At 71.1% G+C, this 19,393-nt stretch carries 11 protein-coding genes; all 11 read left to right on the top strand.

Features of this window, described 5'->3' with window-relative positions:
- The first annotated feature begins 101 nt into the window (after positions 1–101).
- Positions 102–3,422, top strand: a complete 3,321-nt coding sequence (locus SFY69_01655) for a M12 family metallo-peptidase (protein ID MDX2130741.1) — start codon at positions 102–104, stop codon at positions 3,420–3,422.
- 219 nt (positions 3,423–3,641) lie between these two features.
- A complete protein-coding gene (locus SFY69_01660; protein MDX2130742.1) occupies positions 3,642–4,712 on the top strand; it encodes a hypothetical protein in 1,071 nt (356 codons plus the stop codon).
- 259 nt (positions 4,713–4,971) lie between these two features.
- Positions 4,972–6,540 (top strand): hypothetical protein, encoded by a 1,569-nt coding sequence (locus SFY69_01665; protein ID MDX2130743.1) that lies wholly within the window; start codon positions 4,972–4,974, stop codon positions 6,538–6,540.
- A 305-nt stretch (positions 6,541–6,845) separates the two neighbouring features.
- Positions 6,846–9,524: a PKD domain-containing protein gene (locus tag SFY69_01670; GenBank protein ID MDX2130744.1), complete on the top strand. Its 2,679-nt coding sequence runs from the start codon at positions 6,846–6,848 to the stop codon at positions 9,522–9,524.
- Positions 9,525–9,685: 161 nt separating this feature from the next.
- Entirely contained in the window at positions 9,686–10,507 is an 822-nt protein-coding gene (locus tag SFY69_01675) for a hypothetical protein (protein ID MDX2130745.1), read from the top strand.
- Positions 10,508–10,598: 91 nt separating this feature from the next.
- Positions 10,599–12,461: a choice-of-anchor D domain-containing protein gene (locus SFY69_01680; protein MDX2130746.1), complete on the top strand. Its 1,863-nt coding sequence runs from the start codon at positions 10,599–10,601 to the stop codon at positions 12,459–12,461.
- 27 nt (positions 12,462–12,488) lie between these two features.
- A complete protein-coding gene (locus SFY69_01685) occupies positions 12,489–14,099 on the top strand; it encodes an alpha-amylase family glycosyl hydrolase (GenBank protein ID MDX2130747.1) in 1,611 nt (536 codons plus the stop codon).
- Between the two features lie 26 nt (positions 14,100–14,125).
- Positions 14,126–15,793: an LptF/LptG family permease gene (locus SFY69_01690; protein MDX2130748.1), complete on the top strand. Its 1,668-nt coding sequence runs from the start codon at positions 14,126–14,128 to the stop codon at positions 15,791–15,793.
- 13 nt (positions 15,794–15,806) lie between these two features.
- Positions 15,807–17,561 (top strand): glycosyltransferase family 39 protein, encoded by a 1,755-nt coding sequence (locus SFY69_01695; GenBank protein MDX2130749.1) that lies wholly within the window; start codon positions 15,807–15,809, stop codon positions 17,559–17,561.
- The gene (locus SFY69_01700; GenBank protein MDX2130750.1) at positions 17,558–18,223 is read left to right on the top strand and encodes a phosphatase PAP2 family protein; all 666 of its coding nucleotides are present in this window, start codon (positions 17,558–17,560) and stop codon (positions 18,221–18,223) included. The genes SFY69_01695 and SFY69_01700 overlap by 4 nt, the downstream gene beginning before the upstream one ends.
- The gene (locus SFY69_01705; protein ID MDX2130751.1) at positions 18,220–19,359 is read left to right on the top strand and encodes an LptF/LptG family permease; all 1,140 of its coding nucleotides are present in this window, start codon (positions 18,220–18,222) and stop codon (positions 19,357–19,359) included. The genes SFY69_01700 and SFY69_01705 overlap by 4 nt, the downstream gene beginning before the upstream one ends.
- Positions 19,360–19,393 lie beyond the last annotated feature (34 nt).

The following is a 19,393-nucleotide window of genomic DNA, read 5'->3' on the forward strand; positions in this document are numbered from 1 at the left end:
GGCTGCGATCACGGTCGACCTGCGCCCCTGTAGGGGATGTGAACGGCTTTCGCCGTTGTGGGGGCGTGGGCGACGCGTGGTGCATCCAAAAGGGGAAGAGCATGAAGAACTGGCTCAGCAAGGCCTGTCGGGCGGCGATGGTTATCGCCGCCGGGGCCGCGGTCGCTGTCGGCACGACGGCGCACGCGCAGCATCGAGTTCATCCGGATCCGATCTCGATCAAGGACATGCCGGTGGCGGACCTCGCCGGCGGGGTGGTGGTGTGGCTGGACGTGCCCGCGAACACGCGCGAGGCGATGACCATCACGCTGCCGACCGAGCACCGCAAGGAGCTGGTCCTGGCGATCGAGCCCAACTCGATCCTGGACGAGACGCACGAGGTGCGTGCGTACTTCGGTCGCGGCCCGAACGATTACCACGTCGTCGACTGCGGCCCGGAGACGACGTACACGGGCGTGGTGCAGAACCTCGAGGACTCGCGCGTCGGCCTGTCCATCATCGACGACGGGATCATCGGCGGGATCTATCTGCCGGACGGCTCGACCGTCTGGGTGCAGCCTCTGAGCGACTTCCTGCCCGGCGCCCCCGCCGAGATGCACGTCGTGTACGAGGGTGAGGACTCGTCCTGCGGCGGGATCTGCGGCGTGGCCAACGCCCCGAACCGCGAGGGGCACGACCACGAGACCAACGGGTACGACCCGCGCGGCGCGTGCGGCGGAACGTACTGCGAGGCGCTGGTCGCCTGCGACGCCGACTTTGCCTACTACCAGGATCGCGGCAGCAGCACGACTGCGACGCGCGACCGCATCACCGCGATCATCAACGTGATGAACCACCAGTACCAGCGCGACGTGCAGATCACGCACGCCGTCGGCACGATCCTGGTGCGAACGACGTCGGGCTCGGACCCGTACACGTCGAACAACAACAACACGCTCCTGAGCCAGTTCCGCAGCGAGTGGAACGCGGTCAACGGCGCGATCTTGCGCGACGTGGCGCACCTGTTCACGGGACGCGAGATCGACGGCAACATCATCGGGACGGCGTACGTCGGCCAGGTCTGCGACCTGCCGAACGCGTACGGCTTCTCGCAGTCTGACTTCTCCTCGTCCTTCTCCTGCGTCACGGACCTGACGGCCCACGAAGTCGGGCACAACTGGGACGCCAACCACTGCACGTGCACCAGCTCGACGATGAACCCGTCGATCACCTGCACCAACACCTTCCAGAACTCCACCACCCCCAACAGCATCACCGACATCAACGCGTACGAGAACAGCGTCGGCTGCCTCACCTCGCGCAGCGGCATCCCCGCCAACAACATGTGCACCAGCGCCACGCGCGTGCGCTTCAACGGCAACTGGACCGGCTCCAACGTCGGCGCCACCACTGATGGCGGCGAGACGACCTGCGGCGACGAGGGCGGCGGGCTCTTCGATGTCTGGTGGGTGGTCACCCCGCCGGTGTCCGGCACCGTCACCCTCAGCACCTGCGGCTCGAGCTTCGACACCGTCCTGAGCGTCTTCGACGACTGCCCGGGCGGGGTCGATGATCTCGTCGCGTGCAACGACGACATCGGCAACACCGTCTGCCCGAGCAACGGGCTCAACTCCCAGCTCACCTTCTCGGCCGTCGGCGGCAGCACGTACTACATCCGCGTCGCCGGCTTCAACGGCGCGACGGGCAGCATCACGCTCAACGTGGACTGCCCCGAGCCGGCCAACAACTCGCCCTGCTCGCTCGGGGCCCCGATCTTCGACGGCAACAACCTCATCGGCACTGTGTACGGCGCCGCCTCGGACGGCGACGCCACCTGCGGCTCGTCGACCGGCAACCAGGACGTCTGGTACGAGTTCACGGCGCCGTGCCCGGGCACGCTGGTGGTCAGCACCTGCGGCAGCCACGACTGGCAGGGCAACGAGGACTCCGGCATGGACACGGTGCTCTCGCTGCACTCGGCGTGCATCGGCGACACCACCAACCAGCTCGCGTGCAACGACGACTCGTCGACGAACTGCACGCAGGCCGGGGCGGTGCGTGACTCGCGCGTCTCGACCGTCGTGACGCGCGGGCAGGTCGTGCAGATCCGCGTGGCGCCCTTCGGCGCCAGCAACTCGGGCTTCGGCACCGGCATGTTCCGCATCCAGGCCGACTTCACGCAGAGCGTCGAGGCGCCGGAGGTCACGGCGATCGCCAACCAGAGCGTCAACTGCTCGACGCTCTACACGGGTCCCACCCCCAGCGTGGTCGCGCCGTCGTGCATGACGGGCGTCACGTGGTCGCTGGTCACTGGCCCGGCGGGTATGACGATCAACAGCGCCACGGGCGTGGTCTCCTGGCCGAACCCGGTGGTAAGCACCCCGCTCGTCACGATCCGCGCCACCAACTCGGCGGGCTTCGATGACGAGGGCTTCATCCTGACGGTCGACCGCATCTCGCCGTTGATCGTGGCGATTCCGAACAACACAATCGGCTGCGGCTCGGCGTACACCGGCCCGACGCCGTCGCTCACGAACCCGGGTTGCATGAACCCGATCACGTCGTGGGTGCTGCTGACCGGCCCCGCGGGGATGACCATCAACGCCGCCACCGGGGTCGTCTCCTGGCCCACCCCGGTCGCCGGCGCACATCTCGTCAACATTCAGGCCATCAACTCGGTGGGGAGTGACACCGAGTCGTGGACGGTCACCGTCAGCCAGTCCGCGCCGGTTCTCACGGACATCCCGGACGCGGCGGTCGCGTGCGGCCCGTACACCGGCCCGACGCCGACCTTCACCAATCCCGGGTGCATGGGCCCGGCCACGCTCTACCAGCTCGCCGCGGGCGCGCCGGCGGGCATGACGATCAACGCCGCCACCGGCGTGGTCTCGTGGGCCAACCCGGTCGCCGGCGTGTTCCCGATCACGATCCGCGTGACGACCGCCGTCGGCACGGACACGGAGTCGTGGACCCTCACGGTCAACCGCATCGCGCCGGTGATCGTGGCGATCCCGAACGGGACGCACAACCTGCCCAACCCGTACGTCGGTCCGACGCCTTCGCTCACCAACGCCGGGTGCATGAACCCGGTGTCCTACTCGCTCGTCACGTTCCCCGCGGGCATGACGATCAACAACGCGACCGGCGTGGTCACCTGGGCCGCCCCGGTGCTGGGCGTCCACAACATCACCATCCGCGCTACCAACTCGGCCGGCTTCGATGACGAGACCTGGCGCATCGAGGTGCTGCCCGGCGTGCCCTGCGACCCGGACGTCAACTGCGACGGCAACGTCGATCAGGACGACATCGCCTGCCTCGAGCAGGCGGTGGCGGGCGAGCTCGGCTGCATCTGCACCGACCCGGACTTCAACCAGGACGGCAACGTCGATCAGGACGACATCGACGCGCTCTCCCAGGTTGTCGCCGGCTCGCCCTGCCCCTAACCACGGGGCCGGGATCGGCCAGCACCCGGGGGTGAACCCCCGGTAACCAACGCTTCTCCGCCGCGGGCTCCCTTGGGGGGTCCGCGGCTTTCTTTTTGTCCCGGCGGATTCGCGCGGGGCGTCACGCCAGAGGCGAACCCACGAACAATGAGGTTCCGTTCCGCGGGCCCGGCGGTACACTGGGCCGCCCCGTCACCCTGCTCGGAGGAGATGCTCCACATGCTGAAATCCCTGATCGCGGCGCTCGCCCTCTGCGCGGGCACCGCCGCAGCCCAGACCTATGACGTTGCGTTCGTGCCGGCGTCGTCGAGCGTGTCGTGGTCGTTCTCGCTGGGGGCACCGTTCCAGTCGGGCGGGGCGAGCTTCATCATCGGCGACTGGGATCTCGAGACGAACCCGCTGGGCACGCGGACGATCCCGGGCTTCAGCGGCGGCGACACCAGCGCGAACACGCCCGTGAACGTGACGGGATCGGTGTCGTCGAGCGCGACCTCGGGCGGCACGCCCCTGCGCCCGGACGGCGGGCTGCGCATCACCCTCGACACGGAAGCGGGCGCGTGCCAGGTCTCCGGGCTGGTGCTCGACCTGCTGAACGGCGCGACGGCGGGGGGCGACGCGAACGCGAGCATCACGTACTCGACGTTCCGCACGCGCCAGCCCACGTGCCTCATCTTCGGCGGGTTTCCCATCAACGTGCCGCTGGGGAGCGCGACGGTCACGGGGCTGGTCGCGGCCCAGCAGGACGCCTCGAACGCGGGCGCGCTCACCGACGCCGGCGGAGGCTCGTACACGTTCACGGTGCCGATGATCGTGCTCGCGACGGTCGACGTTGTGCTCGCGGGCACGCCCACGCCGCTGGACGCGATCCCGTTCCCGATCGTGCTGACGGGGACGATCACGCCCGGCGGCCCGACGGCGAGCCTGACGGCGTCGGTGCAGGTGAACGAGCAGATCACGCAGGAGACCGCGACGCAGCTCCCGGAGATCCCGTTCGACGAGCCGCTGTGCGGCGGGAGCCTGCTGCTGAATCTGGTGCTCGCGTCGGTGAACACGACGGTCACGATCAACGCGACGATCGTGGGCTCGGGCACGGGCACGCCGCCGGCGTGCGACCCGGACTTCAACCAGGACGGCAACGTGGACCAGGACGACGTCGGCTGCCTGGCGCAGGTCGTCGCGGGCGATCCGACGTGCTCGTCGCAGGACCCGGACTTCAATCGCGACGGGAACGTCGATCAGGACGACATCGCCGCCCTGACGCAGGTCGTGGGTGGGGCGGCGTGCCCGTAAGGCATCGCCCGTGAAGCCCGGCCCGTGGGGCCCGGCCCGTAAACGCGACGCCCGTTGAGCCGCACTCGCAACGCCGCGCCCGCGGTGCGCGCCGTCACGGGGGCGTGCGGGTGCTTTCGGGGGTCCGGGAACGGGCGGACGGGCGAAGTGGCGAGTGGGCGGCAACTCGGACCCGCCGACAGACGAATCTCTTGTGCCGCGCCGGTCTTGCGGAGATACTGCGTGGCGGCCGCCGTTCGGCGGCAGAGGGAGTGCTGTCATGCGCGCACGCATCGTTGCAGGGATGGCGGCGGCCACGCTCGCGGCCGGTTTGCCCGTGGGTCTGACGCCCGCGGGGCTCGAGGCGACGGCGTACGGCCAGGCCGCTCCGGGGCAGATCGCGGCCGAGACTCCCCCGACCGACGCGGCCCGCTGGACGCCTCTGCTGACCGAGGTGCCGGGCGTGGAGACGATGCGGGTGGTGCTGCGGGGGCGGGGCGGGTACGAGCAGCGCGACAACTGCCCGCAGACCTCGAGCCACACGAACGCGAGCTTCGAGGGCGGGACGTACACGCTGCAGGGCGGGTTCGCCGACGGCGAGATCGCGGCGGTGAGCTACACGCTGCCGGGCTCGTTGTTCCCGCTCAAGGTCACGACGATGGAGTTCATCATCGGGCAGCAGAACGCGAGCGTGACGACGACGACGGAGTGGTCGGTGCTGGTGTGGGAGGGCACGCCGAGCACGGGGACGCTGGTGGCGGAGTTCAACTCGGACGGGTCGACGCTGGCGCACGTGGTGATGGGCCCGGGCACGCGGGCGACGAACGTGCAGGCGTCTGTGGACCCCAACGACCCGGACCAACTGTTCATCTTCAACCCGCAGGGGCTGGCGCAGCAGACGTTCTCGATCGGGTTCCGCATCGACCGGCACAACGCGCCGTCGGGGAATCCGTGCGTGGTGGCGCCGTCGGCGACGCAGAACGCATTCCCCGCGACGGACAACACGGTCATCGGCTGCGGCACGGGCTACGCGCAGCTCAACCGGCCCAGCGACAACTGGCTGTTCGCGCTGAACTGCGGGCCCAACGGGTGCCCGCCCAACGGCGGGTGGACGCGGTTTTCCGGTTTGCAGACCGACACGAGCATCCTGGGGATCTGCCTCACCGGATGCCGCCCGCGGGGCGACTGGGTGATGCGGGCGACGTGGGATCCTGTGAACTGCCCGCCCCCGGAGGGCGCGTGCTGCTTCGGCACGGCGGGGTGCTTCCTGGCCGAGCAGACCGCGTGCCAGAACGCGGGCGGCACGTGGCGCGGGCCGGGGACGGTGTGCGGCACGCCGCAGGGGGGCCAGTTCCCCGGGTGCGTCGCGCCGCCCAACACTCCTCCGACCGCGGAGGCGGGCGCGGACCAGACGCTCACGGACACGGACGGGGACGGCATGGAGACGGTGATCGTGGACGGGGCGGCGAGCACCGACCCGGACCCGGGCGATTTCATCGCGAACTTCCGGTGGTCGCGGGGCGGAACGGTGCTGCAGGACGGGCCGGCGTTCCTGTCGACGTCGCTGCCGGTGGGCGTGCACACGCTGACGCTGACCGTGACGGACAGCCGCGGGGATTCGGACACCGACGAGGTCGTCATCACGATCGAGCCGGGCGTTGCGCCGTGCGATCCGGACTTCAACGTGGACGGCAACGTGGATCAGTTCGACGTCGCGTGCCTGGCGCTGGTGGTGGCGGGCGATCCGGCGTGCTCGACGACTGACCCGGACTTCAACCGCGACGGGAACGTGGACCAGAGCGACATCCAGGCGCTCGAGCAGGTGGTGGCGGGCGCCCCGTGCCCGTAAGAGCACGGGTCTGGGGTGACCGGGCGTGAGCGTGAAAATTCCTTGACCGAACCGGAACCTTGGGGTACGAACAGCGAAGCGGAGTCGAAGGTCCGGAGCAGGTGCGGCCGGGCCGGGAGAGGGAGTAGCCGTCGCGGGGGGTCCGAGAATCGGCGGGGCGGTCTGCGCCGTCGCCGGGGATCGGAAGCGGGCGACGGGCCGCGCTTCGGTGCGGCTGGCGAGCCGACATCTGGATGTGCGCCGGGGCTTCGGCCGCGGATTGGTTCAGTGATTCGGTGTTGATGTTCATCGGAACGGAGCGGCAAATGAAGACGACCGGGAATGTTCGTGCGGCGTGCGCGGGTGCGCTTCTCACGGCGTGCGGGATGGCGACGGCGGGCCCGGCGGACTCGCCGCGCGGCGGCGATGGCTGGCTGTACCCGGCGGTGGACTTCCAGGACGGTCGGGCGCGGGGGACGGACGGGGTTGTCACGCGCGGGGTGTCGGACATCGAGGTCGCGACGGGCGATCCCGAGGACGCGGGACCGTTCGCGGCGTGCTTCGACGAGGGGTACGAGGCGACGCCCGAGGAGTGGGAGGCGATCAACGCGGCGCTGGCGGACGGGTACACGTCGCGGTACAACGCGATTTCGCGCTGGCCCGGGGCGACGGGCGCCCCGATCAACCTCACGTGGTCGCTGGCGCCGGACACGGTGACGATCGTCGGGGGGACGGGCGGGAACCAGCAGAACGTGCTGTTCAGCCGCATGAATCAGCTGTTCGGCTCGGGCAACCAGAACACGTGGATCACGCAGATCACGAACGCGATGAACCGCTGGGCGACGCTGTCGGGCGTGAACTACACGCGGGTGCAGTGGAGCGGGAACCAGTGGGACGACGGGGCGGCGTGGGGCTCGAGCGGGTCGCCGGGGCTGCGGGGCGACATCCGCATCGGGATGAAGAACATCGACGGGGGCAGCGGGATCCTCGCGTACAACTCGTTCCCGGGGAGCGGCACGGGCGGGGACATGGTGCTTGACTCGTCGGAGAACTGGGCGAACTCGAGCGGGACGTACATCTTCCTGCGGAACATCGTGCAGCACGAGAACGGGCACGGGCTGGGGTTCGCGCACGTCTGCCCGTCGAACCAGACCAAGCTCATGGAGCCGTTCTACAGCTCCAACTACGACGGCGTGCGCCAGGACGACCTGCGCGCGGTGCACCAGAACTACGGGGACCCCAACGAGAGCAACAACTCCTCGGGCACGGCGACCGACCTGGGCACGCTGGGCGCTGGGACGACGACGAGCCTGGGCGCGATCCCGATCCCGTCGATCCCCGGGGGCGCGCTGCTGAGCCTGCACTCGGCGGACGTTGACTACTACAAGGTGACCCTGACCGAGCCGCGCCTGGTGAACATCACCGTGACGCCGGCGGGCACGTCGTACACGGACGTGGACCAGAACGGGGACGGATCGTGCCAGTCGTCGGGAACGACGACGAACGCGCTGGCGACGGCGGACATGGTGCTGCGGGCGTTCTCGTCGAACGGGACGACGGAACTGCGCCTGCGGGACGCGACGGCGGCTGGGGCGGCCGAGACGATCACGGGGCTGCTGCTCAGCAACGGGGTGAGTTTCGTGAGCGTGTCGCCGGACCCGGTGAACACGCAGACGCAGTGCTACACCTTCTCGATCACGGTGACGACCACGAACCTGGCGTGCAGCGCGACGGACGGGACGCTGTCGGACCGGGTGCGGATCACCTGGCCGAGCGTGCCGGACTCGACGGGGTACATCGTGATGCGCAACACGGTGAACCAGACGTCGGGCTCGACGCAGGTGGGGCAGGTGGACAGTGCCACGACGACGTTCGATGACCTGACGGCGGCGCCGGGCACGACGTACTACTACTTCGTGCGGGCGGCCCAGACCGGCAGCACGATCTACCGGTACATGACGATCACGGGCAACGCCGGGTTCGTGGGGGCCGCGAACCAGCCGCCGTCGGCGAACGCCGGGGCGGACATCGTGCTGCAGGACGCCGACGACAACCAGGTGGAGGGCACGACGCTCGACGGGTCGGCGAGCATGGACGCCGACGGGACGATCGTGAACTACCTGTGGCAGGAGAACGGGATGACGCTGGGCACGGGTCCCCTGCCGACGCTCTTCCAGAACTTCACGGCGGGCGTGCACACGGTGACGCTCACCGTCACGGACAACTCGAACGCGACGGATTCGGACGACGTGCTGGTGACGGTGAACCGCCGGCCGCTGGCGAACGCCGGCGCGGACGCGGTGGTCGACGACATCGGCGACACCGGCTCGGAGCCTGTGACGCTCGACGGGTCGGCGAGCACCGACCCCGACGGGACGGTCGTGAACTACCTGTGGCAGGAGAACGGTTCGACGCTCGCCGACGGGCCGGACGCCACCCCGACGGTGGACCTGGCGTGGGGCGCGCACCTCATCACCCTGACGGTGACGGACAACCTGGGTGGCGTGCACACCGACAGCCTCGCGGTCTTTGTGAACCGGGTGCCGGTCGCGAACGCCGGGCCGGACCAGCTCGTGCTCGACGCGGACGCCTCGGGATCTGAGATGGTGACGCTCGACGCCTCGGCGAGCACCGACGCGGACGGGACGATCACGAACTACCTGTGGCAGGACGGCGCCTCGACGCTGGCGACCGGGCCGAGCGCGCAGGCGACGGTGGACCTGGGCGTGGGCGTGCACGTCATCACGCTGACGGTGACGGACAACCGCGGGTCGCAGTCGTCGGACGTGGTGATCGTGACGGTGGAGTCGCCCGGCTCGCCGTGCGACCCGGACTTCAACGGCGACGGGAACGTGGATCAGGACGACGTGGCGTGCCTGTCGCAGGTGGTGGCCGGAGACCCGAGCTGCTCGGGCGCGGATCCGGACTTCAACCGCGACGGGAACGTGGACCAGGACGACATCGCCTCGCTGACGCAGGTGGTTGCCGGGGAGCCGTGCCCGTAGAAGCCGAGGGGGTCGGACTAGTTCTCGGACACGGGGCACGCGCAAAGTTCGCGCGCAAGTTCCAAGAACCTGTTGGCTCGGGGAATCCCTTCGGGTACACTGGCCCGCCGGGGGGGAGGATCGCCGGGTCCGGTCCGAAGGTATTTACGGGAGAGAGAGATATGACCCTTGTGCGTGGAGTGGTGGCGTGCGCGCTCGCGGTGGCCGCGTCGAGCGCTTTCGGGCAGGTGTTCGGCGTGGAACTCGTGCAGAACGGCGGAGCGGAGGCCGGGGCGGCGTCGCCGGACGGCTCGCAGCCGGTGCCGGCGATTCCTGGCTGGACGTTCACGGGCGTGAACGTGGTCGCGTACGGCACGCCGGGGGGGATGTTCCCGACGGCGGCCTCGCCCGGCCCGGTGGCGCGGGGGGCGCAGTTCTTCAGCGGGGGCAACGACAACGACTTCGCGAACGCGTCGCAGAGCATCGACGTGAGCGCGGGCGCGGGCGACATCGACGACGGTCTGGTCACGTTCTCGATGTCCGGCTGGCTGGGCGGCACGGGCACGCAGAACGACGTGGCGCAGCTGGCGGCGGTCTTCAACGACGGCGCGGGCCAGAGCATCGGCACCACGACGCTCGTCGGGCCCTTCGCGTTCGAGCGGGGCGGGGTGACGGGCATGCAGCTGCGCGAAGCGACCGGCCCGCTCCCTCCGGGGACGCGCGCCATCACGCTGGTCGTGTCGATGGTGCGCACCGAGGGGGTGTACAACAACGGGTTCGCCGACAACGTGTCGCTCACGCTCACGACGACGGGCGTGCCCTGCGAGCCCGACTTCAACCAGGACGGCAACGTGGATCAGGACGACCTGGCCTGCCTGGCGCAGGTCGTTGCGGGCGATCCGTCGTGCTCGGACGCGGACCCGGACTTCAACGGCGACGGGAACGTGGACCAGGACGACATCTCGTCGCTCGCGCAGGTCGTCGCGGGCGCACCGTGCCCGTGAGATGAGGCGGCGGGGCGTCCGGGGTCGGAGGCGCCCCGCCGGGGTTGTCATGAGCCCATCGCGCGAACGACGGGCGCACAGGAGCGGGTCGATGCGTCGAGCGCTGGCGAGGGCGGCGGGGGTGGTTGTGCTGGCGTGCGCGGCGGTGCCCGCGCAGGCCCAGTGGCGATTCGCGACCTGGAACATCACCGACTTCAACGGCGGGCGCAGCGCCGCGATCCAGACCGCGGTGTACGACTCGTTCCAGGGGCGAAGGTTCGCGCCCGACGTGCTGTGCGTGCAGGAGGTGGAGAGCGCGAGCGCCGCGTCGTCGCTGCTGCTGACCCTGAACACGGACCCCGACGGGCCGGGCGACTGGGCGCTCGCCGCGTTCATCAACGGGCCTGATACCGAGTCGATCCTGCTCTACCGCACGAGCAAGGCGGTGCTCGTGCGGAACACGACGATCGTCGCCCGCGCGGACGGCACCACGGCGGACCAGCCCCGGCACACGTACCGGTGGGACCTGCGCCCCGTGGGCTACGGCGCCACGCCCGGGGTCACCATCGGCGTCTACGGCACGCACATGAAGTCGAACGACACGGCGGCCGACCAGGCGCGCCGGCTCATCGAGGCGACGGACATCCGCGACAACGCCGAGGGCATCGACACCGAGGGCCCCGGCACGGGACTGCCCGCGGGGTACGCCTTCCTGCTCATGGGCGACTTCAACATTCAGACGGCGTCGCAGGCGGCGTACGTGGAGCTCACGGGCTCGCAAGCGAACAACACCGGGCGATTCTTCGATCCCATCCGCCAGGCCGGTGGTTGGAACAACAGTTCAACGTACCGGATGATCCACACGCAGGACCCGGTGGGCGCCGGGGGCATGGACGACCGGCTCGACCAGATTCTCCTGGGACCGACCCTGCTGGACCAGGCGGGGCTGGACTACATCGGAACGCTGCTGGGCCCGCAGAATCCGATCGCGTGGAACCTCAACACGTTCCAGGATCCCAACCACTCGTACCGGTGCTGGGGGAACGACGGCACGAGCTACAACGAAGCGCTGAACATTTCGGCCAACGCGATGGTGGGTCCGGTGATCGCGCAGGCGCTGGTCGACGTGACGGGCGGGACGAGCGGGCACCTGCCGGTGTTCCTCGACCTGCGGGTGCCGGCGAAGGCCGCGACGACGGCGTCGCTGGACTTCGGCACCGTGGCGCAGGGCTCGAGCGCGCCCGCGCGGACGCTGACGGTGACCAACTCGGGCGATGTGAACCTGTGGACGACGGCGGGCATCGCGACGCTGACGTACTCGATGGCGGCGTCGCCCGGGTTCTCGGCCCCGGGGGGCGCCTTCTCCGAGCCCCCGGGGGGCGGGTCGAACTCGCACACGATCTCGATGAGCACGGCGACGGCGGGGCCCAAGGTCGGCTCGGTGGTGCTCACCACCAACGATCCGGACCGCCCGACCATCATCGTGACGCTGACGGGCGTGGTGACGCCGCCGAATGTGAACCCGGTCGCGCGGGCGGGCGACGACCAGGTGGTGGCGGACGCCGACGGGTCGGGGAGCGAGATCGTGTTCGTCGACGGCTCGGCGAGCACGGACTCGGACGGGACGATCGTCGAGTTCCGGTGGTCGGAAGGCTCGACGGTGCTGGCGCAGGGCCCGTCGGCGATGGCGAACTTCCCGCTCTCGGTGGGCGTGCACACGCTGACGCTGCTCGTGACCGACGACGACGGCGGGAGCGACACCGACGAGGTGGTCGTCGAGGTGCTGCCCGGGTGTGATCCGGACTTCAACCGCGACGGGAATGTCGATCAGGACGACGTGTCGTGCCTGGCGCAGGCGGTCGCGGGCGACCCGACGTGCTCGGACGCGGACCCGGACTTCAACCGCGACGGGAACGTGGACCAGGACGACATCGAGGCGCTGACGCAGGCGGTGGCGGGCGCGGGCTGCCCGTGATCGGGCCAGGCTGGTAGGCTGCGCCGCATGATGCGAGCAACCGGACCGGTTCGGGCGTGGGCGATTCTGTGCGCACTGGCGGGCGGCGTGGTGTTCGGCGGGCAGCCGGGGGCGGCGCCGGCGCCGGAGCGCGCGCGGCCGATGCCGCGGACGCCCAGCGCGTACGACGCGCGGGACGACGTGTTCTATCACTTCATGCCCATCGCGTGGCGGTGGGGCGAGCCGGCGGGAGCGGTTCCGGACGTCGCGCGCGAGCACCGTTTCGGCAACTTCGCGGGGATGATCGACTCGCTGGCGTACCTGGAATCGCTGGGCGTGACGGGGGTGTGGATCAACCCGGTGTTTCCGAGCCGCGCGTACCACGGGTATCAGCACGGCGAGGCGGACCGCATCAACCCGTGGTTCGGGACGGAGGAAGAGTTTCTCGCGTTCGTCGGGGCGGCGCGGCAGCGCGGGATCAAGGTGTACGTGGATCTCGTGGCGTACGGCATTTCGCAGGATTCGGCGTACTTCACGAACTCGCGGGGCGCGCCCGAGCACCCCGACGGCGGGATGCTCGCGTACACCGACGCGGGGCGGACGCAGTTCACCGGGTACTCGTTCCGGACGTGGACGGGCGAACGCATCGGGTTCGTGAACTGGGACCTGCGCGATGCGCGGGCGCGCGACCTGGTGATCGGCTGGTCGAAGCGCTGGCTGGACCCCAACGGCGACGGCGATGTATCCGACGGGATCGCGGGGTACCGGCTCGATCATGTCTGGGCGCGGTACGACAAGGGGCCCGACGGGCTGGGGTACAACATCGATGACTTCTGGCGCGCCTGGCGGGCGGGGCTGGAGACGGTGAACCCGCAGGTGTTCACCTTCGCCGAGCAGGCGAAGTGGGAGACCAGCGGGGCGGACCTCTTGGCCACCGGCGACGGCGCGAACGCGCACGACGCGGCGTTCACGAAGGTGTTCGAGATGGCGGCGCGCGAGGCGCTGCGGCGCGGGAAGGCCAAGCCCCTGATCGACGCGATGGAGCGGACGGTGCGCGAGTGCCCACCCGGGCGGACGTTCCTGGCGATCATCGGCGACCACGACGTGGACCGGCTGGCGAGCGCGATCGGCGCGGACCGGGCGGAGACGCTGGGGCGCGCGAGGGCGGCGGCGGCGGTGCTGCTGCTGCAGCCCTTCCCGCCCGTGCTGTACTACGGCGATGAGATCGGGATGCTCGGAAAGGCGGGGAACTTCGGGTCCGACGCGAACGACATTCCGCGCCGTGAGCCCATGAAGTGGCTGGCGGCGCACGGCGCGCCGATGCCCGACTACGCGCGCCTGCACGCGGGCGTGTGGGAGAAGCGGTACTCGCACGATCACGACGGGCGCAGCGTGGAAGAACAGGCGGGGGTCGAGGGGTCGCTGCTGGAGACGTACCGGGCGCTCGTCCGGGCGCGGCGTGCGGACATCGTGCTGCGCCGGGGGTCGTACGAGACGGTGGCGGTGGACGACCCCGGCGTGTGGGTGTTCCGCCGGTCGCTCGCGGGGGAGGGGTCGCGCCTGGTGGCGATCAACCTGGGCGGGACGGACGCTGGCGTGCGGGTGGGCGGGCGGACGATTGTCGTGCCGGCGTACGGGCACGTGGTGGAGCGCGAGTAAGCGCGGCGGCGGTACGATGCCCGCTCATGCTGCGGCTCCCGCGCACCCTCTGGCTGTCATACGCGACGGACCTGCTTCGCCTGCTGTCGCTGACGGCGGGCGTGCTCGTCACCATCATCGCCTTCGCGGGCGCGATCAAGCCGATCTCGGACGGGCTGCTGTCCTCGGCCGACGCGCTGCGCTTCGTGCTGCTGGCGATGCCCCCGATGCTCGCGTACGCGCTGCCCTTCGCCGGCGGGTTCGCCTCGACCCTGGTCTACCACCGCATCGCGACCGACCTCGAGGCGACGGCGGCGTACGCGGGCGGGCTGTCGCACCGCGCGGTGCTCGCGCCGGCGGCGGGGGTCGCCATCGGCTGCGCCTTGCTGCTCTCGACGCTCAACGAGATCGTCATCCCGCGGTTCCTGATGGAGATGCAGCGGCTCATCACCGTGGACGTCGCGCGCCTCGTGGGGCAGCAGGTGGCGCGGGGGCAGTCGGTCTCGTTCGGGAACGTCATGATCCACGCCGACCGGGTGCAGAACGTCCGCCCGGAGGACGGCGTGCTCGACGCGCTGCTCCTGAGCGGGTTCGGCGCGGTGGAGCTGCGCGACGGAACGCCCACGACGGAGGTGACCTCGGCCCGGGCCACGCTGTGGCTGCTCCCCGGCGCGACGAGCGCCGACAGCGACCTGCCGGCGTCGCGCGATGACGAGGGGCGGACGCGCGTGGTGCTGGAGCTCACGGACGTGGTGGCGGCGCGCGAGAGCGGCGGGATCGGCGTGTTCTCCGACACGCGGGTGAGCTGGGTGGTGCCCAACACCTTCCGCGACAACGTGAAGTTCCTGAGTTGGCGCGACCTCGCGACCATCCGCGATACCCCCGAGCGGCTGAACTGGATCGACCCCAAGCGCAAGGCGCTGGCGCTCACGCTCGCGCGCGTCCGGGCGGGGGAGGCCATCGAGGCGGTGCTGCGCGACGCGGGCGGGGTGGAGCTCGCGGACGATCGCGGCGGGTCGGTGCGCGTGCGGGCCGGGGACGTGACGCGAGAGGACGGGCGCCTGCGCCTGGCGGCGCCGGCGGGCGGCGCGATCGAGGTCCGCACGACCAAGGCGGGCGGGGGCGAAGACGCGATCCGCGCGGCGGGGGGGTGGCTGGAGTTCGAGGACCAGCAGGCCGCCCTCGACCCGCGGGTGCGGCTGCGGCTGGAGCTGGAGGGCGTGCAGGCGGGCGCGGGGGCGGCGGCCCGGCCGACGATGGCGATCGCCGGGCTCGAGCCCCGCGAGTCGGCGCTGCGCGAGCTGCTGGCGATGGGCTCGCGCGAACTGCTGAACGTGGCGCGGGCGCGGGGCGACGGCCCGGACGCGGACCCGGACCTGCGCGACAAGATGTACGGCCCGCACGGGCTGTCGGGGGCGCTCAAGCGCCTCGACCACGACGTGATGGCGAAGCGCCACGAGCGCCTGGCGCTGGCGGCGTCGTGCGCGGTGATGGTGCTGTGCGGGGCGGTGATGGCGCTGCGCCTGTCCACGCGCTCGCCCCTGGCGGTGTACCTGTTCTCGTTCTTCCCGGCGCTCGCGTGCCTGGTGACGATCAGCGGCGGGCAGCAGGTGACGGTGAAGCAGGGCGCGCCCGGGCTCATCCTGATGTGGAGCGGGGTGGGCGGGCTCGCGCTCTTCACGTTCTGGGTGTACCGGCGCCTGGCGCGCCACTAGCGGAGATCCCTGCGTGCGCGATTCTTCGCTGGGAGCGGTGCCGGTCGGCGCGTGGGCGCGGTGGGCCGGGCGCGCGGGCAGCGCCGCGTGGTTCATCGTGCTGGTGACGGCGGCGCGCCTGGTGTACCTGTTCTTCTTCTGTCCCTACTCGCTCATCGAGGACGAGGCGCACTACTGGGAGTGGAGCCGGCGGCTGGCGCTCAGTTACTACACCAAGGGGCCGGGCATCGCCTGGGCGATCCGCGGGGCGACGGAGCTCTTCGGCGATGTCGAAGGGGCCGTGCGCCTGCCGGCGGTCGTCTGCGGCGCGATCGCGGGCGCGGGCGTGGCGATGCTGGCGCACGGGGCCATCCCCGATCGTCGGGCGGCGTTCATTGCGGCGGCGTGCTTCATGCTCACGCCCATCTTCCAGATCACCGGGCTGATCGTCACGATCGACGGCCCGCTGACCGCCGCGTGGACCATCGGCGCCTGGGGCGCCTGGCGGGCCCTGGTGCGCGACGACCCGCGCGGGTGGCTCGTGCTCGGGGCGGCGGTGGGCGTCGGCTGCCTGTTCAAGTACACCACGCTGCTGCTCCCCCTGGGCGTGTTCGCGGCGGCGAACGTCACGGGCCTGCGGGTGCGGCGGCATGTGCCGGCCATGCTCGGCGGGGCCGCCTTGTGCGCGGTCGGGCTGCTGCCCGTCATCGTGTGGAACGCGCGCAACGACTGGGCGACGATCGCGCACCTGCTGGGGCACCTGGGCGTGAAGGGCGGGGACATGCCGGTGACGCAGGGGCGCGACGGGTGGTCGTACTCGCCCCTGTGGACGCTGTCGTTCCTGGGCACGCAGGCGGCGCTGCTGGGCCCGGTGCTCATCCTCGGGGTGCTGGGCGCGCTCGACGCGTGGCGGGCGCGCACGGCCGACCCCGCGCGCTGGCGGCGCGAGGGCGCGCTCGCGGCGATGGGGATGCCGGTGTTCCTGTTCTACTTTCTCGTGAGCTTCCTGACCGAGCCCGAGGGCAACTGGGCGCTCGCGGGCGGGCTGACGTTCGTGCCGCTGGCGGCGGGGCGGGTGCTGCGCGGCATGGACGACTGGCTCGCGCGGGTGCGCGCGTGGCGGGCGAGCCCCTCGCCGCGTCCCCGCATGGGCGTGCTCGTGCGCCGCCCGGAGACGCCGACGCAGGTGCTGTGGATGATCCTGCTGTGCGGGGGCCTCGTGGTCGCGGTGGGCTCGCTGCGACTGGACCTCCTGGCGCGCCTGCCGCGGGTCGGGCGGTACATCCCGGTGCACCGCTTCACGGGCGCGGAGCGCATGGCGGCGCACGTGGACCGCTTGCGGGCGGAGGTGCGCGATGAGACGGGCGCGGAGCCGTTCGTGGTGGCGATGCACTACGGGCGGGCGAGCCAGATGGCCTTCTACCTGCCCGGGCATCCCGTCGTCTACTGTGCGACATCGGTGATCCTCGGGGGGCGGCACACGCAGTACGACTACTGGCCCGACACGGACCTGCGGCGAGACCTGGGCCTGCGCGGGCGCCCGAGCGTGATGCTCGGCGGCACGCGCGAGGCCTGGTCGCTGGTGTTCGCACGCGTGCGCGAGATCGGCCGGCTGGACGCCGACGGCAAGAAGGACCGCCCGGTGTTCATCGGCGAGGACTTCCTGTTCACGAGCTTCGACCGCAACCCCGCGATGGGACGCGATCTCACGACCAATCCAAAAGCGGGGCCGGCGCAAGGGCCTTCGCCCGATCGCGTGCCGGAGCCCGTGCCGGAGCCGCTGCCGTGAGGTTTCTGACGCCCCATGACCGGCGCGTCCGCCGTCGCCGACGCCTGCTGCTGGCGGCGGCGTTCCTGCTCGGGCTCATCGTGCTGACGCTGCTGGATCGCGCGATCTTCGAGGCCCTGCGCGTGGCGGACCGCCCGCGCCTCGAGCGGCGCGACTGGTACCAGTTCCTGCGGGCGCTCGGGTACGCACCGACGTGGATCGCCGTGGGCGCGGTGCTCATCGCGTGCGACGCCGCGGCCCGGCGCATGCACGCGGCCCGACCCGCGCACGCGGCCCGGCGGGGCGCGCTCACCATCCTCGGGGCGCTCCTCGGGGGCGGGCTGGCCGAACTGCTCAAGGTGGTGGTGGCGCGCCAGCGCCCGATCAACAACGGCGTGGCCGACGGCGCGTACGTGTGGGGTTACCCGTTCGAGGCCCTCGCCGGGGGCGGCAACTACGGGCTCGCGTCGAGCCACGCGGGCGTCGCGTTCGGGGCGGCGTTCGTGCTCGCGCGCGTCGCGCCCGGCAGCGGCTGGGTGCTGATCCCCCTGGCGATCGGCTGCGGCGTGTCGCGCCTGCTGACGGGCGCCCACTTCGCCACCGACGTGTACGTCGCCGCGTGGCTCAGCGGTGTCATCGCGGCGGCGTTGTGCGGGCGGTTCGGCGAAGGGCGGGCGGCATGAGGACGCTGGACCGGTACATCGCGTGGCACTACATCGTGAACATCGCGATGCTGTTCACCTTCCTGTTCTCGGTGATCATCGTGATCGACTTCTCGCTGAACTTCGACGAGTTCATCGAGATCGCCGGCAGGATCGCGCGCGAGCGCGGCTGGGAGAAGAGCCGCGTGCGCGAGGCGCTGCTGGCGTTCGCGCTCGTGCTCGACCTGTGGTGGCCCCGGCTCTTCCAGTTGTTCCATTACCTCGCGGGCGTCGTGATCGTCGGCGGCATGGGCTTCACGTGCGCGCAGATGGTGCGCCACCGCGAGTTCGTCGCGATCCTGGCGGGGGGCATCAGCCTGCAGCGGGCGGCCAGGCCCCTGGTGCTGGTGGCGCTGGGCGTCGTCACGCTGCAGGCGATCAACGCGGAGGTGATCTTGCCTCGCCTGGCGCCGATGCTCACGCGCGACAAGAAAGAGGCCGGCACGCGCGGGCTGGGCGAGACGCGCCAGCCCCTGACGGCCGACGGCGCGGGACGCCTGTTCTACGCGCGGCGGGTGGACCTGGACGCGGGCGTCGTCGAGGGGCTGTGGGTGTGGGAGCGCGACGGGCGCGGGCTCATGACGCGGCGCATCACCGCGCAGAAAGCAACATGGGCCGGCGACCACTGGCAGCTCGACGCGGGCGTCGTCGAAACACCCGGCGACCTCGGCGCGAGCGGGCGGCGTGTGACCACGCCTCTGTCGCGCCTCGACACCGACCTCGACCCCACCGCGATGCGCCTACGCCGCTTCGAGGGATACAGCCACAACCTGTCGAGCGCGCACCTGACGGAACTGGTGGATCGCCTCAAGGCCCAGCCGCGCCCGCCCACGCAGCGCATCGAAACGCTGGAGCGCATCCGCTCGGGGCGGTACGCGATCATGCTCGCGAACGTGCTGACGCTGCTGGTGTGCCTGCCGTTCTTCCTGCGGCGTGAGCCCACGGGCCTGCTGCGCCAGAGCATCAAGTGCGCGCCCGTCGCGTTCGGCGCGATCCTCGGCACGGGCGTGGGCGTGACGGCGGCGGTGCCGGGCCTGCCGGCGTGGCTGGGCGTGTTCGTGCCGGTGCTGATCCTCGTGCCGCTAGCGACCGCGGCGATGTCGAGCGTGAAGACGTAGCACGTCACGACGTGCGGCCACGTTCAGGGTGAAG

Source organism: Planctomycetota bacterium, from assembly GCA_033763975.1.
Taxonomy (GTDB): Bacteria; Planctomycetota; Phycisphaerae; order Phycisphaerales; family UBA1924; genus RI-211.